This window comes from Mesonia sediminis (assembly GCF_042684705.1).
Classification (GTDB): domain Bacteria; phylum Bacteroidota; class Bacteroidia; order Flavobacteriales; family Flavobacteriaceae; genus Mesonia; species Mesonia sediminis.
In genome coordinates this window covers 552312-577837 of the sequence record NZ_JBHULZ010000041.1, presented here as the reverse complement: position 1 = coordinate 577837, position 25526 = coordinate 552312, and the positions used below count along the sequence as shown (strand labels likewise).

Genomic DNA, 25526 nt, shown 5'->3' with positions numbered 1-25526 from the left:
AATTTTGGTTTTAAAAAAAACACAAAAAAAACCTCCAAGTGGAGGTTTTATAACTTTTAATAATTGCGAAATATTCTATTGAGCCGAACAAGGAAGCGCATCTATTTTATCTTGAATACTACCATCTTCATCCCCACAAGCTGCTTTTTCTTGCTCTAAGGCCACCGCATACTGCTGGCAAATGGCGGAGTAATTTGGATTATTAGGGTTGGTATTTTCAAATAATACTCTAGATTGGTTTGATGTAGTTTGCGCTTCTTCGCAGGTAAGGCTAGGTTCTGGACCTGGCTGTTCTCCTCCTCCTACACTAGTAAAAGGAACCTCAAAGAAATAACCTTTAGAAAAGTTTAGCGTATCTCCATCTATTTCAGATATGGCATTGAAGTAAAACTCACCTGAAACACTACCATTTTCGCTTCGCGTAATACTAATCATTCCCTCACCGTTAGCTTCTGAGGTGGTAAAGAACTCTCCGTCAAAAGTCATAAAACTAGCCGAATTTCTACCCTCTGGTGTAATCAAGTAATTACCAACTTTAAAATTCTCTGTGTTTAAAGTAATGGTTTCATCGGCTGTGTTCCCCACAATTTGCAGTGAATTATCGGTAGCTACATCAGCATAAGAAGTAGAGGTTCTAAAAAAGACGCCTTCTAATTCTCCTTGAATAGAAGGAGCATTAGATTCTACATCATCGCCACAGCTCACTAAAAACAAAGCCATTAAATTAAGTAAGAAAAATTTTTTCATAAGTTTAAAGTTATTGGGTACACCTGCAAATTTATAATAAAAATTAAGAACTAAATTAATCGCAGAAAAAAAATATCTCGTATCTTTGCCGAATTATTAATAATCGAGGTCGAGAACCTCAAAATTTAATTTTTATGTCAGTAAAAATAAGATTACAAAGACACGGTAAAAAAGGTAAACCTTTTTACTGGATCGTTGCAGCAGATGCGCGTGCTAAAAGAGATGGTAAATACTTAGAAAAAATTGGTATTTACAACCCGGTTTCTAATCCGGCTACTATCGAATTAAACGTAGACAAAGCTGTAGAATGGCTTCAAAACGGAGCTCAACCCACAAGCACAGCAAGAAACATTCTTTCTTACAAAGGTGCTTTATTAAAAAACCATTTAATGGTAGGTGTTCGTAAAGGTGCTTTAACCGAAGAAGAAGCAGAGAAGAAATTCAACGCTTGGTTAGAAGATAAAGCAAACCGTATCGATGCCAAAAAAGATTCTATCTCAAAAGCCGACCAAGAAGCTAAAGCTCAAGCGCTTGCTGCAGAAAAAGAGGTGAATGAGAAGCGCGAAGCAGAAGCAAAAGCAGCTGCAGATGAAGCAGAAGCTGCTGCAAAGGCTGCCGAAGCAGAAGCTCAGGCCGAAGAGGCTAGCGAAGAAACAGAAGAGACTAAAGAAGATTAATTTTACTTGCTTACGGTATGCGTAAAGAAGATTGTTTTTATGTAGGCAAAATCGTAAGTAAATTTAGTTTTAAGGGAGAGGTACTGGTTAAACTAGACACCGATGATCCCGAAAGTTTCCTTGAAATGGAATCAATCCTTGTAGAAAAACACAAGCGATTGATTCCATTTTTTATTGAAAAATCTTCCCTACAAAAAAGTCAGCTGCTACGCCTCAAATTAGAAGACGTGAATAACGAGGAAGATGCCGATGCCTTGCTAAAAAAAGAAGTATACCTCCCTCTAAGTTTTTTACCCGAATTAAAAGAGGACCAGTTTTACTATCACGAAATCATTGGTTTTGAGGTAATCGACAATCAATTGGGGCCTATAGGTAAGATTACGGGTGTAAATGATACCACCGCTCAAGCCCTGTTCGAAATCTCCTTTCAAGGTAAAGAAATCTTAGTTCCTATTCACGATCATTTCTTGAAGCAGGTAGACAAGGTCAATAAAAAAATACATCTAGAAACTCCTCCCGGTTTATTAGATTTGTATTTGTAATTCGCTTAAAGCGGATTTATAAACTTAACCGCAAAGCGTATGAACCCCGAAAAAGCATTTATATTTAAAGAATTTAGTGTCGCGCAAGATCGCTGTGCTATGAAAATTGGCACAGATGGCGTATTGCTGGGTGCTTGGGCAAGCATTTCCCAAAACCCTTTTTCTATACTCGATATTGGGGCAGGCACCGGCGTTATCGCTTTGATGCTAGCACAACGAAGCCACGCAGAAATCATAGACGCCATTGAAATCGAAGCAAATGCTTATGAACAGTGTGTCGATAATTTTGAAGCCAGCCATTGGAACGACCGACTTTTTTGTTATCACGTTAGCTTAGATGAATTTGCAGCCGAAATAGACGATACTTATGATTTGATTGTGAGTAATCCGCCGTTTTATGAAGAAAACTACAAATCAAAAAATACCCCGCGCAACCAAGCCCGTTTTACAGATGCTCTTCCTTTTCAAGAGTTATTAAAACACACTTCCCAATTACTTTCAGAAGAGGGTATTTTTTGCACCATTATTCCGTTTAAACATTATGAGGCTTTCCTCGCTTTCGCGGAAGCAGAGCAACTGCATATACAGAAAGTAACTTTCGTAAAAGGGAATAAAAACAGTCCCATCAAACGCTGTTTGCTACAGTTTGGTTTCACCTCCGTGCAAACACCAGAAAAAGACGAGTTGACTATAGAGACCAAAAGGCATCAATACACCCAAGCCTATAAAAAGCTAGTACAAGATTTTTATTTGAAAATGTAAGGCAAGAACAGTTTAATTTACTGTTTTGTGTTTTATATGGCAGATTTATTTGGTTATTGCTGCTGGCAGGAATACTTTTCTGTCAGTTTTTTATAATAAAGGCAATATGGTTTAATATGGGTAAAAGCTACCTTAATGATGTTGAAATTATAAGATTAAAACTAGACGCTTAGGTATTATTTTTCGCCTATGTTCTTTTTATACCAATATTTGAAGAGCTAGCATTTCGCGGGACATTGATCAAAAACAAGTATCTTAAGGCAATTAGTCTTCTATGCTTTTTGATTCTAATCGTTATCCTATTTAATGAAAATTTCTATGACTGGTTCACGTGGTTGTTCTTCACTTTAATGCTGTCGATATATTAGCTTCAGTTTTTTGTTTTGTTGGTTTACCGTTAACTACTCTATTATTCTAGCTATTTTGTTTCACATATTAAACAATATAAATGCTACTTTAGATAATGTTTCCTTTACGAATCAAGTTGTAAAAGATGGAGAATATAAAAACAACACCTCGGTAAAATGGCGTGAAAAATCACTTTTTAATATTGATTACCCCTACGCTAAGGTTAACGATACAAGCTATATTTATAATGCTGAAGAGATTAATTCTTTTACCCAACAAGATTCTTTGAAAAAATACATTCCACCAAAAGAATTAGGTAAATATAAAATTGAGATTACAAGTGACACCCTTATTGCCAATGAGCTTTTCTTTGAAGTTATGACTGATCTTAATATACTTAAAAAAATAAAAGATTAACTAAAAATGGTTTGGTTTTCCCCTAGCGGATTTCCTAAAATAACCCATAAGCAAGGAATTTTCTTTCTTAAAGTCAAAATTTTAATACGACTTATAGCGAATTAAGATTGGTCTGGAAAGAGCACATTCGCTTAAATACCTTTACTGCAAAGCACTAATTTATTCAACCCATTTTATTGCCCAGTCGGCTTGATTTGGTTAACTTTACGGCTACCAAAAAAACAAAATAAACCTATGAAACCCGATTTATTTCAAGCCCCTGATTATTACCAAATAGATGATTTGCTTAGCGACGAACACAAAATGGTACGTACTGCCGCCCGAGACTGGGTTAAAAAAGAGGTGTCGCCAATTATAGAAGATGCCGCTCAAAAGGCAGAATTCCCAAAATCAATTATTAAAGGTCTAGCCGAAATTGGTGCATTTGGTCCTTATATTCCGGCTGAGTATGGCGGTGCGGGCTTAGATCAAATTTCATACGGCTTAATCATGCAAGAAATTGAACGAGGAGACAGTGGTGTGCGTTCTACCGCCTCGGTACAATCTTCTTTGGTGATGTACCCTATTTTTAAATACGGTACCGAAGAGCAACGTCAAAAGTATTTACCTAAACTGGCTAGTGGCGAATGGATGGGAAGTTTTGGTCTTACTGAACCTGACCATGGATCTAACCCTGGAGGGATGACTACCAACTACAAAGATATGGGCGACCATTATTTATTAAATGGAGCCAAGATGTGGATTTCTAACTCCCCATTTTGTGACGTAGCCGTCGTATGGGCTAAAAATGAAGAAGGCCGCATTCACGGACTTATAGTAGAGCGTGGTATGGAAGGCTTTAGTACTCCCGAAACACATAATAAATGGTCGCTTCGTGCATCTGCAACCGGAGAGCTTATATTTCAAGACGTAAAAGTACCTAAAGAGAATTTATTACCCAATAAATCTGGTTTAGGGGCTCCACTTGGTTGTTTAGATTCTGCTCGTTACGGAATTTCGTGGGGCGCAATTGGTGCCGCAATGGATTGCTATGATACGGCTTTGCGCTATGCCAAAGAGCGTATACAATTTGGTAAACCTATTGCCAGCTTTCAGTTGCAACAAAAGAAGCTTGCAGAAATGATTACCGAAATTACCAAAGCTCAACTAATGGCTTTGCGTTTGGGACAACTTAAAAACGAAGATCGAGCGACTACAGCGCAAATATCAATGGCCAAAAGAAACAATGTTGAAATGGCTATTAATATTGCACGTGAAGCTAGACAAATGCTTGGTGGTATGGGAATAACAGGAGAATACAGCATAATGCGTCATATGATGAATTTAGAAAGTGTTATCACCTACGAAGGAACGCACGATATTCACCTTTTAATTACCGGTGCCGATATAACCGGAATCCCAGCTTTTAAATAATCGATTAAAACATAAAATAAAAGTAAAACGGCAAGGCTTAAATCCTTGCCGTTTGTTTATGTACTTATCGATGGGAATTTATTTTAATCGAGCAGCTGACCTAAAAAATAGAAGAATCACTTTTTAGTTCTCAATAATATAAAAAGGTCGTTATTTTTTAATAACGACCTTTATAAAATTCCATTTTTATTTCAGTCAACCACCAACAATAGCGGCAGTTAAGACTCTGGTGCTAATTCTATTTCTAATCCCTCCATCTCTGGAGTAAGTTGTATCTGACAACCCAAACGGCTGTTTTCTTTCGTATAAAATGCTTCCGAGAGCATGGCCTCTTCATCATCCTGCATGTCTGGCAACTCAATTTGAGGTGTTAAAATATAGCATTGACAAGAGGCACACATCGCCATTCCTCCACAAACACCAATAGTACCTTCTGGAGCCAGCTCATAAGAACGCACAAGCTCCATAATGTTCATATTCATGTCAGTTGGGGCTACCACTTCGTGTTTTTGACCCTCACGATCTGTAATGATGATATTTATATCTGGATTCATAACTTAATTTATTGCCTTTACTACAGCCTTGGGAGCTTCTTTTTTGCTACCATCAAAACCAGTAACGCCTCCTACGGTTGTATATTTCATTACGTACTTTTTATCGGGGAAAATACGTTGGTATGCACTTTGGCACATTAAAGTAGCTTCGTGGAAGCCACATAGAATCAATTTTAGTTTACCAGGATAGGTATTTACATCGCCAATGGCATAGATACCAGGAATATTGGTTTGGTAATCTAGGCTATTGTCAACCTTAATCGCATTTTTTTCAATCTCTAAGCCCCAGTCAGCTATAGGTCCAAGTTTTGGAGACAAGCCAAAGAGAGGAATAAACTCATCTACTGGCAACCAAAATTCTTCTTTCGCCTCGTTGTTTTTTCTTATGAGTACCGCCTCGAGATGATCTTCACCCTCCAACTGTACAATTTCGGCTGGAGTAATCAAGTTGATTTTTCCCAAATCTTTTAATTCTTTCACCTTATCAACAGAATCTAAAGCTCCTCTAAATTCATTTCTTCGATGTACTAGAGTCACCTCTTCTGCCACATCGGCTAAGAAGATACTCCAATCTAAAGCCGAATCGCCCCCCCCTGCGATGACCACTTTTTTGTCACGGTAAAACTCAGGGTCTTTAATCATATAACGAACGCCTTTATCTTCGTATTGGCCTAAATTTTCTATCAAGGGTTTACGAGGCTCAAAACTTCCTAGACCACCTGCAATAGCCACCACTGGTGCATGATGTTTTGTGCCCTTGTTTGTTGTTACGATAAAAGTACCATCGTCTAATTTTTCGATGGTATCTGCACGTTCTCCTAGCGTAAAACCGGGTTCAAAGGGTTTGATTTGCTCCATCAAGTTATCTACTAAATCTCCGGCTAATACTTCAGGAAAAGCTGGAATATCGTAAATAGGTTTTTTGGGATATATTTCTGCACATTGCCCGCCAGGTTGTGGCAAGGCATCTATCAAGTGGCATTTTAATTTGAGTAAACCGGCTTCAAATACGGTAAAGAGTCCGGTTGGACCTGCACCGATTATAAGAATATCTGTTTTAATCATAGCTTATTTAATCGCTTAGTATTTTATACAAAATTAGCGGATATAGGATTAACGATGAATGACAATTATCAATTTGATAATTCGGGTGCAACGTTGATAACTTTATCAATTTGCGGAGCATATTTTTTGATGGTCATTTCTACTCCAGATTTTAAAGTCATTTGATTTACACTACAACCCACGCAAGCTCCTTCAAGTTGCACGCGCACTATATTTTCTTTTTCGTCGATATCAAGTAAAGAAATATCTCCCCCGTCATTCTTTAAGAAAGGTCTAATTTCTTCTAGTGCTTTTTCTACCTTTTTCCTAAGTTCTAAATTCATTTTCTTTCCTATTTTTTTACAGCACTGCAACCTGCCATAGTGGTTATTTTGATAGCTTCGGTAGGTGGTAAGCCTTGGTTTCTTGCTACGGTTTCTTGCACTACCTGCTTGGTAATAGCCTCAATTGCTTGAGCGCTTGGCGTATCTTTCTGTAACGCAGCCGGTCTACCTATGTCGCCAGCTTCACGAATACTTTGCACCAACGGAAGTTCTCCTAAGAAAGGAATTTCTAGGTCTTCTGCTAAGTTTTTAGCTCCGTGTTTTCCGAAGATGTAATATTTATTGTCTGGTAATTCTTCAGGCGTAAAATAGGCCATATTTTCCACGATACCGATGACAGGAACATTGATACTTTCTTGTCTGAACATCGCCACACCCTTTTTTGCATCGGCAAGCGCTACATTTTGCGGTGTACTTACCATTACTGCTCCTGTAATAGGTAAAGATTGCATGATAGACAAGTGGATATCTCCTGTACCTGGAGGCAAATCGATTAAAAGAAAATCAAGCTCACCCCAATCGGCATCAAAGATCATTTGGTTTAAAGCTTTCGCCGCCATAGGTCCGCGCCAGATTACCGCTTGGTTGGGTTGGGTAAAAAATCCTATTGAAAGAATTTTTACTCCGTGATTTTCAACTGGCTTCATCTTAGATTTACCATTGACTTGCACAGACAGCGGTCTCTCGCGTTCTACGTCAAACATAATGGTTGCCGAAGGGCCGTAAATATCCGCGTCAAGCAGACCCACCTTAAATCCTTTATTGGCTAAACTAACCGCTAGGTTGGCGGTAACAGTAGATTTACCCACCCCACCTTTACCAGAGGCCACCGCAACGATATTTTTAATACCGGGTATAGGTTTACCTTTAATCTCATTTTTTGGCTTAGAAGGTGCATTTACTTTCACGTTAACTTTTACCTTAGCCTTGGCATACACGTGTTCATGAATTGCCTTCATCACATCTACCTCTGCTCGTTTTTTTATGTGCAAAGCCGGTGTGGTCAACTCAAGATCGACCACAACCTCATCACCAAAAGTAACGATGTTCTTTACTGCACCACTCTCTACCATATTTTGGCCTTCACCAGAAACGCTTATTTTTTCTAGGGCCTTATAAATATCTTGTTTATTTAATTTCATGAAGTATATCTATTTTATAATGAGCACTTAATTTGGATTAAGTCTAAATGCAAATATAAGATTTAAGCTTCTAACTATAAAGCCCTTTAAGAGGCATTTATTAATTATCTAGCGACAAAACAGGAGGCTGCCAAAAATACTTTTGAAAGTTTTGCACTTGATTATTTTTAACGCTAATTCCTTCCACTTCAAGCTGAGCTTGCATGGCCTGAGAACCCAAAAAATGAGCTTTACCTGTGAGCATTCCGTTTCTATTGACTACACGATGAGCTGGAATATCTATATTGCCGGCGCTAGCATTTAAAGCATAACCTACCACCCGAGCACTTTTAGGCGAACCAATAGCTTTGGCTATGGCGCCATAGGAGGTTACTCGCCCGTAGGGTATTTGACGAGTCATATGATAAACGCGTTCATAAAAATCGCTTTGCGCCATAGTTTTTTACTTAATAAAAAATTCGGAGTAAAGTAATTACGACCAAAATAAACATTAATCCAGCCATAAAGTAATTGCTGTATTTAGAGAAAGACTGATTGTGTTTTTCTATTTTCATAAAAGAAACCACATACATATACAAAGTAGTGAAAGTTCCTAAACTGGCAGCTAAAGCAAAAAGAACTATGGTCGTACGGCTAAAATTAAAATCATCTGCGTGAAAGGCGGCACTTATGGTTACAAAATAAGGTATAGGAAACACGTTTACAGCAGCAATCATCATACCTTTTACCAGATTGCGAGTTGATTCTTGTTTTTTAAGGGCTACCTTTTTATTGGGTTTGCGTGCGGCTATAAAAAAATAAATCCCCATAATCAAAAAAACCACTAGACCTGCTCGCAAAATCATCTTTTGTACGTAAGGATGATTAAAGATGTATTTGGCCATTAAAATGGCCAGCATAGCTTGAAAAAACACGACCATAGATGCACCCAAAGCTACTCGTAGGCCACTACGTTTACCTTTATTAACACAGGTTTTTGCTACCGTCATATTAACCAATCCTGGAGGAATAACGCCCACCATGGCAGCAAAATAAGTGATTACAATAAATTGGGCCGTGTCTAACAAATCTTAGTTTATCTTAAATCGAATATACGTAATTGGTTTGTTTTTTTCAAGATATTGTTTTTCATAGAAGGTCTGTATACCTACCACTTCTGGTGCACTGTATTCATTTTTATACACATCGTGATTGGCTTCGATAATCTCGTGCCCTTCTCCGTGCAGTAGACCTAAAGTATAGCCGTGCATAAACTCACTATCTGTTTTAAGGTTTACCACACCATCTACTTTTAAAATACCTTTGTATTTCTGTAGAAATTCTGAATTGGTTAAGCGGTGCTTGGTACGTTTGTATTTTATTTGCGGATCTGGAAAGGTAATCCAAATTTCATCTACCTCTCCGGGTGCAAAAATTTGATCTATTAATTCGATTTGCGTACGTAAAAAGCCAACTCGTGTGTTGTTTTCCGATAAAGCAGTTTTAGCTCCACGCCAAAAACGCGCGCCCTTAATATCTATGCCCAAGAAGTTTTTTTCGGGATACATCGCCGAGAGTCCCAAACAATACTCTCCTTTTCCACAACCTAATTCTAGCACTAAGGGTAAATCATTTTTAAAGAAATCTGATTTCCATTTGCCTTGGTATTTAAAATTACCCGAGGTAATTTCTTCTCGGCTTGGCTGTATTACATTTTCAAAACTTTCGTTTTCTCTAAACCTTTTTAATTTATTTTTGCTTCCCACTGCTGCATTAATTTTTGGCAAAATTAAACAAATTATACGCAGCTTTAAGAATTGTTTTCAATATTGCAGGATGTTGTATTTTTAAGCGATGCAAAAACCAAAAATTTTAGTAGTTGTTTTAAATTGGGGGCTGGGGCATGCCAGCCGCTGTATACCCTTAATCGCAGCACTCGAACAACAGGGTTTTGAACCTATTGTAGCTTCAGACGGCTTGGCTTTAACTTTGCTCACAAAAAACTTTCCGCATCTTAAGTCTTATCGCTTGCAAGCTTACGAAATACGCTATAGCCGAAAACCTGTTTTTTTAAAAGCCGTCTTGGCTCTCCAGGTGTTTAGTTGGCTTAAGCATATCTATTTTGATAAAAAGCAGATTTTGGCCATACACAAAAAAGAAAAACTTTCTGGAGTAATTAGTGATAACCGACCTGGGGCTGCTTTATCCTGCATACCCAGTGTTTACCTCACCCATCAAACCAATATTTTGGGCGCTTGGCAACCTATTGCCAATATGCTACACTGGCGCATCATTCGAGCACATTCGCATTGTTGGATTCCGGACTTCACGCATAAGTTGGCTTTTGCCGGAAAGCTGAGTCAACATACAACCTCAAAACAAGTTAAGATAAAAAAAATTGGTTTATTAAGTCAGCTTAAAGCGGATACTCACCCGGTTACGAAAAAACACATTAGTATACTATTATCTGGACCCGAGCCGCAGCGCAGTGAATTAGAAGTCATTTTACTTAAGGCGATTGAATTTAGCGAACTACCCGTTGTTCTTATCCGCGGAAGCGATAAAAAGTTAAAACTAGATAAAGTTCCTAGCCACCTAGAAATAATTGATTTTGCTACTAGAACCCAAGTACAGCAAGTTTTAGAAAGCAGTCATTTTGTTATTGCCCGTTCTGGTTATAGTAGCTTGATGGATTTTTGCGCTTTAGGCCTTAAAGCATTTTTAATTCCCACACCGGGGCAACCCGAACAAGAGTATTTAGCAAGCTATTTCTCGAAGAAAGGCTGGACGGCAAGTTGCACACAAGAGGCTTTTACATGGCGCAAATTAGAGGAACTAAAAAACATAAAAGGATTTCCTACTTTTGAGGCTCCCGATTTTAAAGCTTTGTTTTCGATTTTTCGAGCGTAAAAGAAAATTCACTGCCTGTTCCAAAATCGCTCTCTACATAAATGCTCTCTTGATGCGCCTCGAGTATATGTTTGACAATAGCTAAACCTAGACCTGCACCACCCTCTTTTCTAGATCCGCTTTTATCGATGCGGTAAAAACGTTCAAAAATGCGGTTAAGGTTTTCTTTCTGTATTCCTTCGCCATTATCTGTAATGCGCACAATCAATTTATTTTTCACCAAAGGCTCAATCGCTACTTCGGTAGTGCCTCCGTGCTTTCCATATTTTATTGAATTTACAAACAAATTGATTAAAACCTGTTGTATTTTATCTTTATTGGCATGTACATAAATAGGCGTATTATAGTCGGTATCAAAAGTAAAGCTGATATCTTTTTTATGCGCTTTCATTTCTAGCAAATCAAATACATTTTGTATAAGAGACACTAAGTTAAAATCTTGTTTTTCTAATTGTATATCCTCCATCTCGAGTCGGGTGATCAAGTCGAGGTCTTTTACAATATAAACCAATCTGTCAACGCCTTTGCTTGCGCGTTGTAAGTATTTCTCACGAACTTTTTTATCGTTAATCGCGCCATCTAATAGCGTTAAAATATAGCCTTGAACCGTAAAAAGCGGTGTTTTAAGTTCGTGTGAAATGTTACCCATAAACTCTTTACGGTAGTTTTCACGATCTTTTAAGGTCTCTATTTCAAGTTTTTTAACTTCGGCAAAATGCTCGAGTTCTTGAATTAGGGTATTCATATCGGTTGTGATTCTGGGACTTTTAATGGCAGAGCTTTCGATTAATTCAACCTTATCATAAACCTCTTTAACCCGTTTAAAAATGTAGCTTTCTAACCGCAATTGAATCAGTAAAAAGGTGGTCACCCACGCGAGTACAAAAAACAGGATACTTGGCCCGATATGCACCTCGATATAAATGGCTTGTAGGAGCACGGCTAAGCCTAGCATCACTACACTAATGAGGCTGGCACTAGCGGTTGCAAATTTATAGGATTTCTGTATTTCTTTACCCATAGTTTTTTACACTACAAATTTATAGCCTACCCCTTTCACCGTTTTAAAGCGCTTATCGCCCATTTTCTCGCGCAATTTCCTGATGTGCACATCTATGGTTCTTCCGCCTACAACTACCTCGTTGCCCCAAACATTAGCTAGAATATCTTCGCGCTTAAAGACTTTTCCTGGTTTAGATGCGAGTAAGGCTAAAAGTTCGAATTCTTTTCGGGGTAAAATCAATTCTTTTTTGCCTAGCATTACTTTGTACTCTTCTTGATTGATGGTAATATCACCAATTTCTGTAATTCCCTGATCGCTATTTGAAGGCTGAGTTCGTCTCAACAAAGCCTTAACCTTACTCACCAGCACCTTAGGTTTAATAGGCTTGGTGATATAATCGTCTGCTCCAGCATCAAAACCTGCCATTTGGGAATAGTCTTCTCCTCTAGCGGTAAGAAAACAGATCAAACTATCTTCTAATTGGGGCTCTTGACGAATTTTTTCACAAGCCTCCATGCCATCCATCTCGGGCATCATAACATCTAATACAATTAATTGGGGTAGATGCTTTTTGGCTTTTCGAACTCCTTCTTTCCCATTTTCGGCCGTCAACACTTGATACCCCTCTTGCTTTAAATTATAGCTTATGATTTCTAAAATATCGGGTTCATCATCGACTAACAGAATCTTTATATCACTTTTATTCATGCTTTATACAATATTTATGCTGGTGTAAAAATAATTAAAATTAAGCTACCCCCTTTGTTAAGAATTGACACTACCAACTTAACATAGATAACCATTTGCTAACATAGGTTTAAAGATACTTAACAACGGGATAACTTTTTTCTTGTGATTATAAAATTTCTTTGCAGCGTAAATGAAAACTGCAATGAAAACCACATTAACATTATTATTATTTTGCCTAACACCACTGGTCTGGGCGCAAGAATTTGGAAGTATTAGCGGTAACCTTACCGATGAGGAAGTGAACAATGAACCACTACCCTTTGCCAACATTACCCTAAAAGGCACCAACAAAGGTACCACCTCAGATTTTGATGGGAATTATGAAATAACCCAAGTACCTGAAGGTACCTATACTGTTATATTCAGTTTTGTTGGGTACGAAACCGTAAGCATTCCTGGAGTTATTATTAAAGCCAATCAAACTACGCGTTTAAGCACTGGGTTAAAATCGAGTGCAGCAGCATTAGAAGAAGTAATGATTACTGCAGTAAAGAGCAGAGACTCTGAAGTAGCACTTTTACTCGATCAAAAAAATGCGATTCAGATGCAGCAATCGATTGGTGCCGAAGAATTATCGCGAAAAGCTGTAAGTAATGTAGAACAAGGCGTCTCTAAAGTGTCGGGAATTACTATGGTTCAAGATCGTGGGGTCTTTGTGCGCGGATTAGATGACCGTTACAACTACCTACTGGTAAACGGCTTGCCATTAGCCTCCTCTGATCCCGATTTCAAAATCATTCCTCTTAGCTATATCGCCACTTCGATTGTAAGTTCGGTTGATGTCTTAAAAACTTTCTCTCCCAATTTGTATAGTGATTTTGCGGGAGCTACCTTTAAAATAAATACACCAAAAGCTCCTGCTAAGCCTAAAACACAAATAAATTTTGGCGTAAATTATAATACTAAAACCACTTTTAAAGATTTTTATACCGATGATGCCAGCGGAACCGAATTATTTGGTTACACGGGTGACTCGCGTGCATTACCTTCTGAAATTGGCGACCTGAGTTACAGTGCTTCACCGCGTGAATCGGGTGAGCTTTTTTCGACCTCTTGGACCCCTAAAAAAAGAAAAGCACCCCTAGACACACGCTTTGGGATTACCCACGGTCAGCGCCTTTTTAGTTCAGATAATAGTAATCTTGGTATGGTTTTAAGTATGAATTTTAGAAATTCACATCGCGCCCAAGACGGTGTTGAACGTACTTTGAACTCTGAAGGTACAGCCGGACAAGATTTTACCTCATCTACCTATGAATACCGTACACAAAAATCGGCTTTGCTAAGTTTAGATTATAATTTATATGAAAAATTAGATCTAACCTTTAATACAATTTACCTACAAAACAGTTCTAATTTCATTCGAGAAGCCTTTGGCCGAAATGATGGATTTACCCAGTTGAATAATCGAGATTTCTTTATTCGAGATATGCGGTATACCGAGAATCAGCAAGTAAATTTTCAACTTTTAGGTAAATATGCTCTAGACGGAAAAAGGCAAGAATTGCACTTTGCCAGCGCTGTGGGTCTCGGAAATAATCAAGTACCTGATAGACGTGTACTACGTGCTGCTGGAGTAGGTGAAGATGCAGAGTACATTACCACTAATGGGATTAATCCTTTTAAGTTTTACCAAGAGTTAGACAACCAGAACTTTAATGCTAGAGTGGCTTACCGCTTAGGCTTACTCCCTACAGAATCAGAAGATTTTATGGGTCATCTAGAGATAGGTTATCAAACCGATCTAATTGCCTATGACTTCTTTAATAAATTTATTACTGCCCAAGTTAATACCAACGATCTTCCCGCATTGAATACCAACAACCCACAAGATTTCTTCGAGACAGGATTTGCCAACGGGTTTTTAAGTTATTCAAGTACATTTGATCCGACTGCCAAAAGTGAAATCACCCAAGGTATTCATGCGGGTTATTTACAATTCAACAGACAGTGGGAAAAAATAGTCTTAGAAGCAGGGGTACGCGTAGAAAAAGCTATACGAGAGATCAGCTATCGTGAGCCTTTAGACCGTCCCGACACCCCCTTTAGCAAGATTAAGTATGATCCGCTAGACATCAATCCATCTTTAAACATAAAATACAGTTTAAACGAGTTGTCTAATTTGCGTTTCACCTCATCAATTACCAATACCAGACCACGCTTACGCGAAATTTTACCCACAGTATACCAAAATGGTGACGGTAACCAAGTAATTGGTAACCCCGATTTATTAAACTCTACCAATTATAACCTAGACATCAAGTACGAAATTTTCCCTAGTAATGCCGAGCTACTTGCCGTAACCGCATTTGGTAAGTATTTAAAAAATCCTATTGAGCGTTTGGCGCGTTCTACCTCGGTTGGTTACCGTACCTTTTTCGACAATTTTGAAAGCGCCCACCTTTACGGATTGGAATTTGAAATGAAATTAAACCTAGGGAATGTAAGTAAAATTGATCAGCTTAAGCCTTGGCAATTTGGTTTAAATGCCATACTTATGAATTCAAAGGCTCAGGCCGATGAGAATGACCCTCGTTTTGCAGTGGTTACCCATAAAGAGAGAAAATTACAAGGTGCTTCTAACTGGGGCTTAAATGCCGATTTAGGCTATCAATTGTTTGATAAGGAGCAACTAGAGTCTAAAATCAACCTGATTTTTAACACCTACGGAAAACGTATTTATGCCGTTGGAGTTGAAGGTGCAGACGAGATTTATGAAAAACCTCTCAACCAATTAGACCTTACCTGGAACACTCAATTCAACAAGAAGTTTGGCGTTAAGCTAACCGTGCGTAACCTCTTAAATGAAGAAACTTTATTTACACAAGACCCAACGCAAAACGTTCGTTTTCCCGACCGCTTTAGCAATCAAATTGAACGTTTTGACCAGGGAATTACTTTTGGATTAAACTTTACATATACATTTTAACCTTTAAATTTTAAAACAATGAAAAAAACAATCAGCAAAACCATTTTAGCCACAGCCCTTTTGGGTATGCTGTTCTCGTGCAGCAGCGATGACGAAGGAAACTCAAGCAACAACCCTGTGAATGAGGATATTCTTCAAGGTGACGTACTTACAGGTGAAATCACGCAAGACTTATTTGTTCCTAAAGGAAAATACGCTCTTCGCGGAGCGGTCTCTGTTAAAGATGGTGCTACTTTAACCATAGAAAAAGGTACTACTTTTACGGTAACTGCCGAAGATCAAGCTGCCGGAATCAACCTTTTGTTCGTTGAGCAAGGTGGTAAAATAATGGCTGAAGGTACAGCACAAGAGCCAATTGTATTTACTTCTGAGAATAAAAATGCAGAAGGAGGCGATGGCGATTGGGGCGGTATTGGCATACACGGTAAAGCTAAAATGAACGCTCCTGGCGGCACTTCTTTATCTGAAGCAGGACAATTGCCTTACGGCGGAAACGACGATAACGACAACTCTGGAGTTTTACGATATGTTCGTGTAGAGTATGCCGGTCAAGCCTCTTCAGATGGTCAATTTGAATTCAATGCTTTCTCGTTTTTTGCAGTGGGAAGCGGTACTGTAGTAGAGTATTGCGAAGCATTTGAAGGTGCAGATGACGGTTTTGAGTTTTATGGAGGTACGGTAAATGCCAAGAACCTTTCAGCCGTAGGAATGGAAGATGATTCAATCGATTGGGATGAAGGTTTCCGCGGAAGCTTAAACAACGTTGTGATTTACCAATACGATGCTACTGGAGATTTTGCTTTTGAATTAGCCAACAGAAGTGGAGAGAACAATGCTAGCCCACGCTCTAAAGCCCAAGTGAGTAATGTTACCCTACGAGGACACAATAGACCTGGTAAAGCTGCATTTGACTTAAAACAAGGTACGGCGGGTATTTTTGACAATATTGTAGGATATAATTATGACAGCATGATTTTTGTAAACGATCAAACACAAGAAGTAACTAATGGTGAATTATCTTTTACCAATACTTTCTTTGACCAATACAACAACTTAGTGGTTAATAACGTAGATCAGACCGACATTGCCACTCAATTAATCGATGAAAATCCTGCGGCAAGTGGTGCAGATGAAAGCGCTTTTGCCAATTGGACTAATTTCTCTGCTCAAGGCGGATTCAATCAGTAACTCATACAATAACAGCGGGAAAGTTTTAAAACTTTTCCGCTGTTAAATAAATAAAACCAAAAAAATTAGCCTTTAATCAATTAACAATCAGACTTATATATTATCGCCTAATAAGTTAAGAAATAAAAAAATTGATTAAAATCATACCAAATCCTAGTACATATTTGTACCTTTGATGACATCATTAAATAAATTTATTATGCAAAAAATTACTTTTTTAACTTTCATGCTCCTTACAGGCTTATTTAGTTTTGCTCAAGGACCTATTATTACCATGATTTCCGATGGGGATTGTTCAGGTGGTAATCCTAAAGTATTAGAAATCTACGCTCAAGGTACTGTAGATTTTTCTTTGTACTCTTTAGAGAACCAAACCAATGCCAATACCACTTGGGGTAACGCTTTAAACTTAGCTTCTCTTGGTACCCTTACCGATGCTTTTGCTTATGTGTATGCAGATGACCCGAGTTTTGCAACTGAGTTTCCTAGCGCAACCAATACCTTTGCTACTACAGCAAGTGTAATGAGTTTTAACGGTGATGACCGTATTCGTTTGGTACTAGATAGTAACCCAGGCGTTTCTGTAGATGAGTACGGCGTAGATAGCCAAGACGGTACAGGAGAAGTTTGGGAATACAAAGATGGTTACGCGAAGCGTAAGTCCGGTACTACGGCTGGCACATTTGCCGCAGCAGATTGGGATTTCTATAACGGAGCCTTAGATGGTTTAGGAACTTGCCAAGGTGGTGCTACTTTTGAGAGCATTATTGGTCTGGGAACTTATACTACAGCGGGTACTCCATGCCCATTAAGCTTTACTATTACAGACGTAAGCTGTGATGCAAAAACTAGTGGTACAGACACGTATACCGTTACTGCTTCATTTTCAGGTGGAGGAACAGAAACTTATACGCTTAGCCTTAATGAAGGTACTTTAGGAGGTGACGACGCCAATACACAAGCAACAGGTACGGTTACTATTTCAGGTATTACCGAAGGAACCGACTTGAACTATACCATTACTAGTGCCAACTGTAACATTTCAGGAACCATAACTTCTCCTACTTGTGACCCGTCTACCCCTGTTGCAGATTTAGCTACCTTAAGAACACAAACCTTAAACGAGAAATACATCTTAACCGGTGAGGCTGTACTTACAATGCAACAGTCTTTTAGAGGCCAGAAGTATATTCAAGATGCTACTGCTGCAATCTTAATCGATGATAACAACGGTGTAATTACTACTACGTATAACATCGGTGACGGAATCACAGGAATTGAGGGTACTTTAACCGAGTTTGGTGGCATTATGCAATTTGTACCAGAAACCGATCCAGGTGCAGCTACTTCAACAGGTAATAGCGTTGCTCCACAAATTCTTAGCATAAGCGCTTACAATGCTAATCCAGAGATGTATGAGTCTGAGTTAATTGCATTTCAAAATGTAACCATTACTGAAGCAGATGGTACAGCTACTTTTGCAACTGGCACCAACTATACTTTAAACGATGGTAATGACAATACAGTATTAAGAACCAACTTCTACAGTGCAGATTATATTGGTACCGTAATCGCGGGACAATACCAAAATGTAGTAGGAATCGCTTCATCTTACGATGACGGAACAAACGTAACTGCTCAAATATTCCCAAGAAGTTCTAACGACTTTAACGCTGCCTTATCTACTCAATCTGTTGAGTTATTAAGCAAAATCAATATGTACCCTAACCCTGCTAACGGATCTGTGGTTAACTTTGAGTACCGCGATTTAAACGAGGTAGAAGTGAGTATTTACACGATTTTAGGAGAGCAAATTTTTAAGGCCAATAACGCCATAAAAACTATTGACGTATCTAACTTCGCTGCCGGTATGTACTTGGTACAAATCAAAGCAGATGGTAACACCGTTACACAAAAGCTAATTGTTGAATAAGTTGATTCGTTTTTCAATTTATAAAAGCGCTCTACACCAGAGCGCTTTTTTTATTCGTAATTTTGCCTCAAATGCATTCGCAAAATGACGAAATTAGAAAATAAAATATTTGCCATTTCCAACCAGCGTACTTTTGACGAGGTTTGTCTTGAAGTTTTCCATTATCAATACCGTCATGTACCTATTTACAAAGAGTTTTGCGATTACCTTAAGGTAGCACCAGAACAGATAGATCAAAAGGAGGAGATTCCCTTTTTACCCATTCAGTTTTTTAAATCGAATAAAATTTATAGCCCCAGCACTCCTGCCGAAATTGTCTTTAGCAGTAGCGGAACCACAGGACAGACAACTAGCAAACACTATGTAAATAAGCTTAACCTTTATAAAAGAAGCTTTAGAACTACTTTTAAACAATTTTACGGAGATATTAAAGACTATGCTGTACTAGCTCTGTTACCTGCTTATTTAGAAAGAGAGGGCTCCTCTCTCATTTATATGGCGCAAGATTTAATCGTGGAAAGCAATCATGCTAAAAGCGGATTTTACCTCAACAATTTAGAAGAATTAGTGCAGAGCTTAAAATTGCTAGAGTCGCAAAAACAAAAAACTTTATTACTAGGTGTTTCTTTTGCCTTATTGGATCTAGCCGAGCAATTTCCGATGGAATTAAAGCACACAATAATAATGGAAACGGGAGGCATGAAAGGCAGACGAAAAGAAATGATTCGGGAAGAATTGCATCAAGTAATTGGTAGAGCATTTAATTTATCAAACATTCATAGTGAATACGGAATGACAGAACTGCTCTCACAGGCGTACTCGAAGGGAGAAGGAATATTTAAACCGGCAGCCTGGATGGATATTTTAATACGTGATCCTGAAGAACCCACTAGAATTCTTAAAAACGGAAAAACTGGAGGTATAAACGTCATTGATTTAGCCAATTTGCACTCATGCTCTTTTATTGCAACACAAGACCTCGGAAGTAAGCTCAACGCCAATGAATTCAGGGTTATTGGCCGCTTTGACGCTAGTGATATTCGCGGCTGCAATTTACTTTTATTATAAAATTTTGTTAAAGTTATTTTTAAATGTAAGTTTTTTGCCTTAAATTCGTCTTATATTATGCTAAGATGAAAGTTTTTTCATAATAGATTGGTTAGTTAGTAGGAAACCCCAGCAGTGCTGGGGTTTCTTTTTTTATAACGGTATTTTAAAACTCTGGTTTAATCCGCAATAGCGATAATATAGGTATTCTTCTTCCCTTTATTAAGAATCACATATTGATCATTGATTAGATCTTCTGGTTGAATAACAAAATCCTCCTTTACTTTTTCTTTATTTACCGCAATACTATTGGCTTGAAGCGCTCTTCTCGCTTCACCATTACTAGATAAAAAATTAGTCTTAGCCGATAGTGCTGCAATCATATCTAAGCCTTGCTCAATATCGGCTCTGCTCACCACTGCTTGGGGAACCCCCTCAAAGACATCTAGAAAAGTAGCTTTATCCAATTTTTTTAAGTCTTCTGCCGTACTCTTTCCAAAAAGGACTTGCGAGGCCTGAATAGCTTTTTCATAATCCTCTTCGCCGTGTACCATTATGGTCACCTCCTCTCCTAATCGTTTTTGAAGTAGACGTAAGTGCGGAGCCTCTTGATGTTCTTTCAAAAGGTTCTGAATTTCTTGCTGGCCTAAAAAGGTAAATATCTTGATATATTTTTCGGCATCCTCATCGCTAGTATTTAACCAATATTGGTAAAACTTGTAGGGTGAGGTACGCTCTTTATCTAACCAAATATTACCCCCTTCTGTTTTTCCAAATTTTGTGCCATCAGCTTTTGTAATCAACGGACAGGTTAAAGCATAAGCTTTACCTTTTCCAATTCTTCTAATCATTTCTGTACCGGTAGTAATATTACCCCATTGGTCGCTACCTCCCATTTGTAAGGTGCAATCTTTTTGCTGGTAAAGGTGTAAAAAATCATAACCTTGAATCAATTGATAAGTAAATTCAGTAAAACTCATCCCTTCTTTAGATTCAGCACTAAAACGTTTCTTCACAGAATCTTTTGCCATCATATAATTTACCGTAATATGTTTACCTATATCACGTGCAAAGTCTAAAAAAGAAAAATTCTTCATCCAGTCATAGTTATTGACCAAAATTGCGTTGTTTTCTCCTTCAGAAAAATCAAGAAAACGTTCTAATTGCTTTTTAATGCTGTCTTGGTTATGCTTAAGCGTTTCTTCATCTAATAGATTACGCTCTGCCGATTTTCCAGAAGGGTCTCCAATCATACCCGTGGCACCACCTATTAAAGCCATTGGTTTATGCCCCGCCAGTTGAAAGTGACGCAGCATCATAACACCTACCAAGTGGCCAATATGCAGCGAATCTGCGGTAGGATCTATACCTACATAAGCCGAACGCATTTTTTCAAGTAGATGCTCTTCTGTTCCTGGCATCACATCATTTAACATACCTCTCCACTTGAGTTCTTGTACAAAGTTTTTATTCTCCATTGTTACTGATTTATCTTAGCAAAGATACTGGTTTCTGTATTTATTAAACACAAAAATTCCTATATTTACACTATGATTTTAGTGACGGGAGCAACAGGTTTGGTGGGCACACACCTGCTGGCTGAACTGCTTGAAAAGCAAGAAAGTAACATACGTGCGATTTATAGAGAAGATTATAAAAAAGAGTACAGCTTAAGGCTATTAGCTTCTTATTATCAACTTTCTCATTCGCTTTTAGAACGGATACATTGGGTTAAACTTTCTATTCTAGATATCCCTCAACTAGAAAAGGCTATGCAAAACGTAAAATGGGTATTCCATTGCGCAGGTTTAGTAGCCGACGAACCATCGAATCGTGGCTTTAAGGAATTATACAAAGTTAATGTGGAAGGTACGGCTAACGTAGTAAACCTATCGCTTACAGCAGGGGTACAAAAGCTATGTCACGTTAGCTCTATTGCCACTTTAGGGCAAGAGATAAAACCTACAATACCAATCACTGAAACCTCTATAAGAGAAAGCAATCAGGTTTACAGCAATTACAGCATCACTAAGTATGGTGCCGAAATGGAAGTATGGCGAGCTTCTCAAGAAAAGTTACCAGTAATAATTGTTAATCCTGGAGTTATACTAGGAGCAGGATTCTATGAACAAAGTAGCGGTAGGTTATTTCAAAAAATTGCAAAAGGTTCAAAGTTTTACATTAACAAAAAAACGGGTTTTACCGACGTTCAAGACCTTTGTAGTATTATGGTCTTACTAATGCAGAGCCCTATACAAAATGAGTCGTATATCGTTGTTAACCAATCGCTAAGCTTTAAAGAGTTTTTTACGGAAGCAGCACAGCAATTGGGGGTGCCGGCCCCAAAATTTGAAGCCAAGAAACCTATACTATATTTGTTGTGGCTCATTCAATTTTTAGGTAGAAAACTATTGGGCACACGACAACAAATCAGTAAAACTTTTGTACGAAACAGCGATACCATGAGGCTATATAGCTCAGAAAAATTATTAAAGCACTTAGATTTTCAATTCACCGATTTGAGTCAAAGCATCAAACGAATTTGCCAGCATTATCTTCAACAAAAATAGTAATGAATATTAGGGCAAGGCATTTGCCTTCTCAACCTCTTTTTCTTTTCTCAATAAGCTATCATTAACCGCCTTTTTAGCTTCTAAACGCTCTAAAACTTCTCGATAGATTTGTTCGTTTCTTTCGGCATCTTCAAAATAGTAATTCGCGTTTTCTACAAAAGTAAGACTGTCTATATTGTATTTTTTCAAGATTAACTTATTCACCTTTACGTCCCGTTGCATAAACTTGGTGCCGCTATACCCTTGAATTGCATCTGTATAATGCAAATCAAATAACAAATTTACCATGGTTTCTTCATCTATAAGCGAATCTGGCTTTGGTGCCTCTTCGATATTCTGACAACCAGTTATTACCAAAAAAACCATTAGAAAAAGTGCAACTAGATGTTTCATGATCTTTGAAAACTTAAAGCTTGTGCATTTCGAACATCTAATACTTTAAAATTATGGTAAACCAATGCACCATTTACAAAAGTATGTGTGATTCGTGACTTAAAAGTTGTTTTTTCAAATGGCGACCACCCGCATTTATATAATATATTTTCTTTTTGCACTGTCCAAGGCGCATTTAGATCGACTAAAACCAAATCGGCTTTATAGCCTTCACGGATAAAACCTCTCCTTTCAATTTGGAAAAGAATGGCCGGATTATGACACATTTTTTCGACAATTTTAGGCAAGGTAATCTTACCTTGATGATAAAACTGAAGCATGGCCGGTAAAGCATGCTGTACTAGAGGCCCTCCACTTGGTGCTTTGGTGTAGACATTATTTTTCTCTTCTAATGTATGTGGCGCATGGTCTGTAGCGATAACGTCTATTTTGTCTTGCAATAAGGCCTTAAACAAGGCTTCCTGATCTTGTTGTGTTTTAACGGCAGGGTTCCACTTAATCAAGGTTTTTTTATCGGCATAATGGGTGTCATTAAACCAAAGGTGATGTATACAAACCTCGGCGGTTATCTTTTTATCCTTTAAGGGCTTTTTCCCATCAAAAAGTTCCATTTCCTTAGCTGTACTCAAATGAAACACGTGAAGTCTTGCACCGGTTTCTTTGGCTAAAGCAATAGCGCGAGATGACGATAAGTAGCAGGCCTTATCGCTTCTAATCTTGGGATGATTTTCTACTGGAATATCTTCTCCATATTTATTTATATACTCTTCTAAATTATCTTTTATGGTAGTTTCATCTTCACAATGTACGCAAATCAAAACAGGAGATTGCGTAAAAATTTCTTTTAAGACTTCTTCATTATCTACCAACATATTACCAGTAGAAGAACCCAAAAATAACTTTAGCGCTGGGGTGGTTTTTGGATCAATTTTTTTGATTTCCTCTAAGTTATCGTTGGTACCGCCAAACATAAAAGAATAATTGGCGTAAGCGGATTTAGCTGCTATAGCAAACTTTTCTGCAAACCTCTCATGTGTAGTGGTTTGTGGTTGGGTGTTGGGCATCTCTATGAACGAAGTTATTCCTCCTGCAACAGCTGCCTTACTTCCGTGTTCTATATCTTCTTTATGCGTTAAGCCGGGCTCTCTAAAATGAACTTGATCATCAATGGCTCCAGGTAATAGATATTTCCCTTCGGCATCTACCACATGAACATCTTGCGATTTAACACTGATGATTGACGCCACCTCAACAATGGTATCATTTTCAATGTAAACCTCACCTTCTTCAACCTTGCCCTCGTTTACAATTTTAGCATTTTTAATCAATATCTTTTTCATAATTCTTTACCAAATAAACTCTTAAATTTCATTTTTAAAACGCCAAAAATCGCTTCCGAAATTATGCGCCCGTTCATTTTTGACTTTCCTCTTTCTCTGTCTGTAAAAATAACTGGAACTTCTACAATCTTAAATTTCTTCAAATATGCTTTAAATTTCATTTCAATTTGAAAAGCATAGCCTATAAATTGTATTTTATCTAAATTAATACCTGTTAATACTTCTCGCTTATAGCAGACAAAACCAGCCGTAGTATCGTGGATGGGCATACCGGTTATGAACTTAACGTATTTAGAGGCCGTATATGACAACAGTATACGTTTCATAGGCCAGTTAACAACATTAACCCCAGTAACATAACGCGAACCTATGCTCACTTGAGCGTCATTTTCTTCGCAAGCATTAAACAAACGTACTAAATCTTTTGGGTTGTGAGAAAAATCGGCATCCATTTCAAAAATATGAGTATAACTTCGCGCTAGAGCCCACTTAAATCCGGCAATATAGGCCGTACCCAATCCTGATTTATTTGACCTAGAAAGCAAATGAATGCAATCTTTGTACAGTTGCTTTTTCTCTTCTACCAAGGTTGCAGTACCATCTGGCGAATTATCGTCTACCACCAAAACGTCAAAGCTAAGCGGAAGGCGCAAAATAGCATCCAGAATATGCCCAATATTCTCGGCCTCGTTATAGGTAGGTATGATGACTAAGCGATTGGACATATTTTTTGGTGACAAATGTACTTATTTTTAGGATGAAATATTAAGCCCTATCCGTCAATTTAGTCTTAAATTTGCAAATAAATTGTGTAGCTTGGATATCAGCCTTAGAAATTTAATACCGCAAGATTGGATTATTATTGTTCTACTTATAGCTATGGCTCTTATAGCCGGTACGGCTCGTGCCTTTGGAAATCGGTTTATTCAATTTAAGGAGTTGTATCGTTCAAATGTTTATTTCACACAATACAAAAAAAGCCCAAATGTTGTAAGCCTGTTTAGTCTGCTTTTGTTTTTAGCTCATCAACTAATTGCCAGTTTAGGTTTATTTGTTTTATTCAAAGCAACCGATTTACTTTCTACAACATACAATTTTAATTTATACCTTCAAATTCTTGTGATTTTTGCTGCGCTAAGTATTTTAAAATATTTGGTTGAGAAAATAACGGCCGTAGTATTTAAAATCGAACCCTTAATCGATAATTATATTTTTTATAAAATCACTTATCGCAACCTTTTTAGTTTATACTTCATACCCTTATTATTTTTATTAATTTATACGCTAAACTTCCATAGATTAATCAGTTTAATCTGCATTGGAATGATGGTTCTTCTGCAAACAGGTGGCTTGATTGTTTATTACATAAAACAGCAAAAGTCGCTTATATTGTATTGGTATTATTTTATTTTGTACCTTTGCAGCCTTGAAATCGCTCCCTATATTATTTTATATAAAGTGATTACATAAAAAACAGCATTTAACAAACAG

Annotated in this window: 26 protein-coding genes; 12 read left to right on the top strand and 14 right to left on the bottom strand. The window is 37.8% G+C overall.

Features of this window, described 5'->3' with window-relative positions:
* Positions 1-75: 75 nt before the first annotated feature.
* Positions 76-747: a DUF6252 family protein gene (locus ACFSQ0_RS10710; protein ID WP_379048067.1), complete on the bottom strand. Its 672-nt coding sequence runs from the start codon at positions 745-747 to the stop codon at positions 76-78.
* A 134-nt stretch (positions 748-881) separates the two neighbouring features.
* On the opposite strand from ACFSQ0_RS10710, the gene ACFSQ0_RS10705 reads away from it, so the two are divergent.
* The 5 genes from ACFSQ0_RS10705 (at position 882) to ACFSQ0_RS10685 (ending at position 4906) form a co-directional block, all read left to right on the top strand.
* Positions 882-1424, top strand: a complete 543-nt coding sequence (locus ACFSQ0_RS10705; protein WP_147862322.1) for a 30S ribosomal protein S16 — start codon at positions 882-884, stop codon at positions 1422-1424.
* Between the two features lie 17 nt (positions 1425-1441).
* Positions 1442-1966 carry a ribosome maturation factor RimM gene (gene rimM, locus ACFSQ0_RS10700; protein WP_379048064.1) on the top strand — a complete coding sequence of 175 codons (525 nt, stop codon included), beginning with the start codon at positions 1442-1444 and terminating at the stop codon, positions 1964-1966.
* Between the two features lie 39 nt (positions 1967-2005).
* Positions 2006-2728, top strand: coding sequence for a tRNA1(Val) (adenine(37)-N6)-methyltransferase (locus tag ACFSQ0_RS10695; protein ID WP_379048061.1), 723 nt, complete (start codon positions 2006-2008; stop codon positions 2726-2728).
* Positions 2729-3151: 423 nt separating this feature from the next.
* Complete coding sequence (locus ACFSQ0_RS10690; protein WP_379048058.1) at positions 3152-3493, top strand: hypothetical protein; 342 nt, start codon at positions 3152-3154, stop codon at positions 3491-3493.
* Positions 3494-3727: 234 nt separating this feature from the next.
* Complete coding sequence (locus tag ACFSQ0_RS10685; RefSeq protein WP_379048055.1) at positions 3728-4906, top strand: acyl-CoA dehydrogenase family protein; 1179 nt, start codon at positions 3728-3730, stop codon at positions 4904-4906.
* 218 nt (positions 4907-5124) lie between these two features.
* On the opposite strand, the gene ACFSQ0_RS10680 is transcribed toward ACFSQ0_RS10685, so the two are convergent.
* From ACFSQ0_RS10680 to trmB, 7 genes are all read right to left on the bottom strand, one after another.
* A complete protein-coding gene (locus ACFSQ0_RS10680) occupies positions 5125-5460 on the bottom strand; it encodes a ferredoxin (protein WP_379048052.1) in 336 nt (111 codons plus the stop codon).
* A gap of 3 nt (positions 5461-5463) precedes the next feature.
* Positions 5464-6525 carry an NAD(P)/FAD-dependent oxidoreductase gene (locus tag ACFSQ0_RS10675; RefSeq protein WP_379048049.1) on the bottom strand — a complete coding sequence of 354 codons (1062 nt, stop codon included), beginning with the start codon at positions 6523-6525 and terminating at the stop codon, positions 5464-5466.
* A gap of 68 nt (positions 6526-6593) precedes the next feature.
* A complete protein-coding gene (locus ACFSQ0_RS10670) occupies positions 6594-6848 on the bottom strand; it encodes a NifU family protein (RefSeq protein WP_147862316.1) in 255 nt (84 codons plus the stop codon).
* A gap of 8 nt (positions 6849-6856) precedes the next feature.
* On the bottom strand, positions 6857-7990 hold the full coding sequence (locus ACFSQ0_RS10665) for an Mrp/NBP35 family ATP-binding protein (RefSeq protein ID WP_379048045.1): 1134 nt from the start codon (positions 7988-7990) through the stop codon (positions 6857-6859).
* A gap of 100 nt (positions 7991-8090) precedes the next feature.
* A complete protein-coding gene (locus tag ACFSQ0_RS10660; RefSeq protein WP_379048042.1) occupies positions 8091-8426 on the bottom strand; it encodes an MGMT family protein in 336 nt (111 codons plus the stop codon).
* A 10-nt stretch (positions 8427-8436) separates the two neighbouring features.
* Complete coding sequence (locus ACFSQ0_RS10655) at positions 8437-9057, bottom strand: LysE family translocator (protein WP_379048039.1); 621 nt, start codon at positions 9055-9057, stop codon at positions 8437-8439.
* Between the two features lie 3 nt (positions 9058-9060).
* Entirely contained in the window at positions 9061-9735 is a 675-nt protein-coding gene (trmB, locus tag ACFSQ0_RS10650) for a tRNA (guanosine(46)-N7)-methyltransferase TrmB (RefSeq protein ID WP_379048831.1), read from the bottom strand.
* An 88-nt stretch (positions 9736-9823) separates the two neighbouring features.
* Between trmB and ACFSQ0_RS10645 the strand changes: the two genes are divergently transcribed.
* Entirely contained in the window at positions 9824-10879 is a 1056-nt protein-coding gene (locus ACFSQ0_RS10645; RefSeq protein WP_379048036.1) for a glycosyltransferase, read from the top strand.
* Here ACFSQ0_RS10645 and ACFSQ0_RS10640 read toward each other — a convergent pair.
* Together ACFSQ0_RS10640 and ACFSQ0_RS10635 are read right to left on the bottom strand one after the other, a co-directional pair.
* Positions 10848-11900 (bottom strand): sensor histidine kinase, encoded by a 1053-nt coding sequence (locus tag ACFSQ0_RS10640; RefSeq protein ID WP_379048034.1) that lies wholly within the window; start codon positions 11898-11900, stop codon positions 10848-10850. The two genes, ACFSQ0_RS10645 and ACFSQ0_RS10640, sit on opposite strands and share 32 nt — an antisense overlap.
* Before the next feature lie 6 nt (positions 11901-11906).
* Positions 11907-12590, bottom strand: coding sequence for a response regulator transcription factor (locus ACFSQ0_RS10635; RefSeq protein WP_379048031.1), 684 nt, complete (start codon positions 12588-12590; stop codon positions 11907-11909).
* Positions 12591-12774: 184 nt separating this feature from the next.
* On the opposite strand from ACFSQ0_RS10635, the gene ACFSQ0_RS10630 reads away from it, so the two are divergent.
* From ACFSQ0_RS10630 to ACFSQ0_RS10615, 4 genes are all read left to right on the top strand, one after another.
* Positions 12775-15561 carry a TonB-dependent receptor gene (locus tag ACFSQ0_RS10630; protein ID WP_379048028.1) on the top strand — a complete coding sequence of 929 codons (2787 nt, stop codon included), beginning with the start codon at positions 12775-12777 and terminating at the stop codon, positions 15559-15561.
* An 18-nt stretch (positions 15562-15579) separates the two neighbouring features.
* Entirely contained in the window at positions 15580-16749 is a 1170-nt protein-coding gene (locus tag ACFSQ0_RS10625) for a hypothetical protein (RefSeq protein ID WP_379048025.1), read from the top strand.
* 199 nt (positions 16750-16948) lie between these two features.
* On the top strand, positions 16949-18682 hold the full coding sequence (locus ACFSQ0_RS10620; RefSeq protein WP_379048022.1) for a T9SS type A sorting domain-containing protein: 1734 nt from the start codon (positions 16949-16951) through the stop codon (positions 18680-18682).
* A gap of 84 nt (positions 18683-18766) precedes the next feature.
* On the top strand, positions 18767-19750 hold the full coding sequence (locus tag ACFSQ0_RS10615) for a LuxE/PaaK family acyltransferase (protein ID WP_379048019.1): 984 nt from the start codon (positions 18767-18769) through the stop codon (positions 19748-19750).
* Between the two features lie 158 nt (positions 19751-19908).
* Here ACFSQ0_RS10615 and tyrS read toward each other — a convergent pair whose 3' ends face one another.
* A complete protein-coding gene (gene tyrS / locus ACFSQ0_RS10610; RefSeq protein ID WP_379048016.1) occupies positions 19909-21207 on the bottom strand; it encodes a tyrosine--tRNA ligase in 1299 nt (432 codons plus the stop codon).
* Between the two features lie 72 nt (positions 21208-21279).
* Between tyrS and ACFSQ0_RS10605 the strand changes: the two genes are divergently transcribed.
* Positions 21280-22299: an NAD-dependent epimerase/dehydratase family protein gene (locus tag ACFSQ0_RS10605; protein WP_379048013.1), complete on the top strand. Its 1020-nt coding sequence runs from the start codon at positions 21280-21282 to the stop codon at positions 22297-22299.
* Between the two features lie 9 nt (positions 22300-22308).
* Here ACFSQ0_RS10605 and ACFSQ0_RS10600 read toward each other — a convergent pair whose 3' ends face one another.
* Genes ACFSQ0_RS10600 through ACFSQ0_RS10590 form a run of 3 tightly spaced genes read right to left on the bottom strand, consistent with a single transcriptional unit; the run spans position 22309 to position 24760 of the window.
* A complete protein-coding gene (locus ACFSQ0_RS10600) occupies positions 22309-22695 on the bottom strand; it encodes a DUF4296 domain-containing protein (protein ID WP_379048010.1) in 387 nt (128 codons plus the stop codon).
* Positions 22692-24035: a dihydroorotase gene (locus ACFSQ0_RS10595; protein WP_379048007.1), complete on the bottom strand. Its 1344-nt coding sequence runs from the start codon at positions 24033-24035 to the stop codon at positions 22692-22694. The genes ACFSQ0_RS10600 and ACFSQ0_RS10595 overlap by 4 nt, the downstream gene beginning before the upstream one ends.
* Positions 24032-24760, bottom strand: coding sequence for a polyprenol monophosphomannose synthase (locus ACFSQ0_RS10590; protein WP_379048004.1), 729 nt, complete (start codon positions 24758-24760; stop codon positions 24032-24034). Before ACFSQ0_RS10590 ends, ACFSQ0_RS10595 begins: the two co-directional genes overlap by 4 nt.
* Before the next feature lie 91 nt (positions 24761-24851).
* On the opposite strand from ACFSQ0_RS10590, the gene ACFSQ0_RS10585 reads away from it, so the two are divergent.
* On the top strand, positions 24852-25505 hold the full coding sequence (locus ACFSQ0_RS10585; protein WP_379048001.1) for a DUF4271 domain-containing protein: 654 nt from the start codon (positions 24852-24854) through the stop codon (positions 25503-25505).
* Positions 25506-25526 lie beyond the last annotated feature (21 nt).

What these genes read in the sequence shown, in the direction of transcription:
- ACFSQ0_RS10590 (WP_379048004.1), bottom strand. Translation starts at nt 24,760, where the DNA reads ATGTCCAATCGCTTAGTCATCATACCTACCTATAACGAGGCCGAGAAT.
- ACFSQ0_RS10635 (WP_379048031.1), bottom strand. Translation starts at nt 12,590, where the DNA reads ATGAATAAAAGTGATATAAAGATTCTGTTAGTCGATGATGAACCCGAT.
- ACFSQ0_RS10640 (WP_379048034.1), bottom strand. Translation starts at nt 11,900, where the DNA reads ATGGGTAAAGAAATACAGAAATCCTATAAATTTGCAACCGCTAGTGCC.
- tyrS (WP_379048016.1), bottom strand. Translation starts at nt 21,207, where the DNA reads ATGGAGAATAAAAACTTTGTACAAGAACTCAAGTGGAGAGGTATGTTA.
- ACFSQ0_RS10595 (WP_379048007.1), bottom strand. Translation starts at nt 24,035, where the DNA reads ATGAAAAAGATATTGATTAAAAATGCTAAAATTGTAAACGAGGGCAAG.
- ACFSQ0_RS10605 (WP_379048013.1), top strand. Translation starts at nt 21,280, where the DNA reads ATGATTTTAGTGACGGGAGCAACAGGTTTGGTGGGCACACACCTGCTG.
- ACFSQ0_RS10600 (WP_379048010.1), bottom strand. Translation starts at nt 22,695, where the DNA reads ATGAAACATCTAGTTGCACTTTTTCTAATGGTTTTTTTGGTAATAACT.
- ACFSQ0_RS10670 (WP_147862316.1), bottom strand. Translation starts at nt 6,848, where the DNA reads ATGAATTTAGAACTTAGGAAAAAGGTAGAAAAAGCACTAGAAGAAATT.
- ACFSQ0_RS10705 (WP_147862322.1), top strand. Translation starts at nt 882, where the DNA reads ATGTCAGTAAAAATAAGATTACAAAGACACGGTAAAAAAGGTAAACCT.
- ACFSQ0_RS10685 (WP_379048055.1), top strand. Translation starts at nt 3,728, where the DNA reads ATGAAACCCGATTTATTTCAAGCCCCTGATTATTACCAAATAGATGAT.
- ACFSQ0_RS10665 (WP_379048045.1), bottom strand. Translation starts at nt 7,990, where the DNA reads ATGAAATTAAATAAACAAGATATTTATAAGGCCCTAGAAAAAATAAGC.
- ACFSQ0_RS10695 (WP_379048061.1), top strand. Translation starts at nt 2,006, where the DNA reads ATGAACCCCGAAAAAGCATTTATATTTAAAGAATTTAGTGTCGCGCAA.
- ACFSQ0_RS10660 (WP_379048042.1), bottom strand. Translation starts at nt 8,426, where the DNA reads ATGGCGCAAAGCGATTTTTATGAACGCGTTTATCATATGACTCGTCAA.
- ACFSQ0_RS10680 (WP_379048052.1), bottom strand. Translation starts at nt 5,460, where the DNA reads ATGAATCCAGATATAAATATCATCATTACAGATCGTGAGGGTCAAAAA.
- ACFSQ0_RS10645 (WP_379048036.1), top strand. Translation starts at nt 9,824, where the DNA reads ATGCAAAAACCAAAAATTTTAGTAGTTGTTTTAAATTGGGGGCTGGGG.
- ACFSQ0_RS10675 (WP_379048049.1), bottom strand. Translation starts at nt 6,525, where the DNA reads ATGATTAAAACAGATATTCTTATAATCGGTGCAGGTCCAACCGGACTC.
- ACFSQ0_RS10620 (WP_379048022.1), top strand. Translation starts at nt 16,949, where the DNA reads ATGCAAAAAATTACTTTTTTAACTTTCATGCTCCTTACAGGCTTATTT.
- ACFSQ0_RS10710 (WP_379048067.1), bottom strand. Translation starts at nt 747, where the DNA reads ATGAAAAAATTTTTCTTACTTAATTTAATGGCTTTGTTTTTAGTGAGC.
- ACFSQ0_RS10615 (WP_379048019.1), top strand. Translation starts at nt 18,767, where the DNA reads ATGACGAAATTAGAAAATAAAATATTTGCCATTTCCAACCAGCGTACT.
- rimM (WP_379048064.1), top strand. Translation starts at nt 1,442, where the DNA reads ATGCGTAAAGAAGATTGTTTTTATGTAGGCAAAATCGTAAGTAAATTT.
- ACFSQ0_RS10625 (WP_379048025.1), top strand. Translation starts at nt 15,580, where the DNA reads ATGAAAAAAACAATCAGCAAAACCATTTTAGCCACAGCCCTTTTGGGT.
- ACFSQ0_RS10630 (WP_379048028.1), top strand. Translation starts at nt 12,775, where the DNA reads ATGAAAACCACATTAACATTATTATTATTTTGCCTAACACCACTGGTC.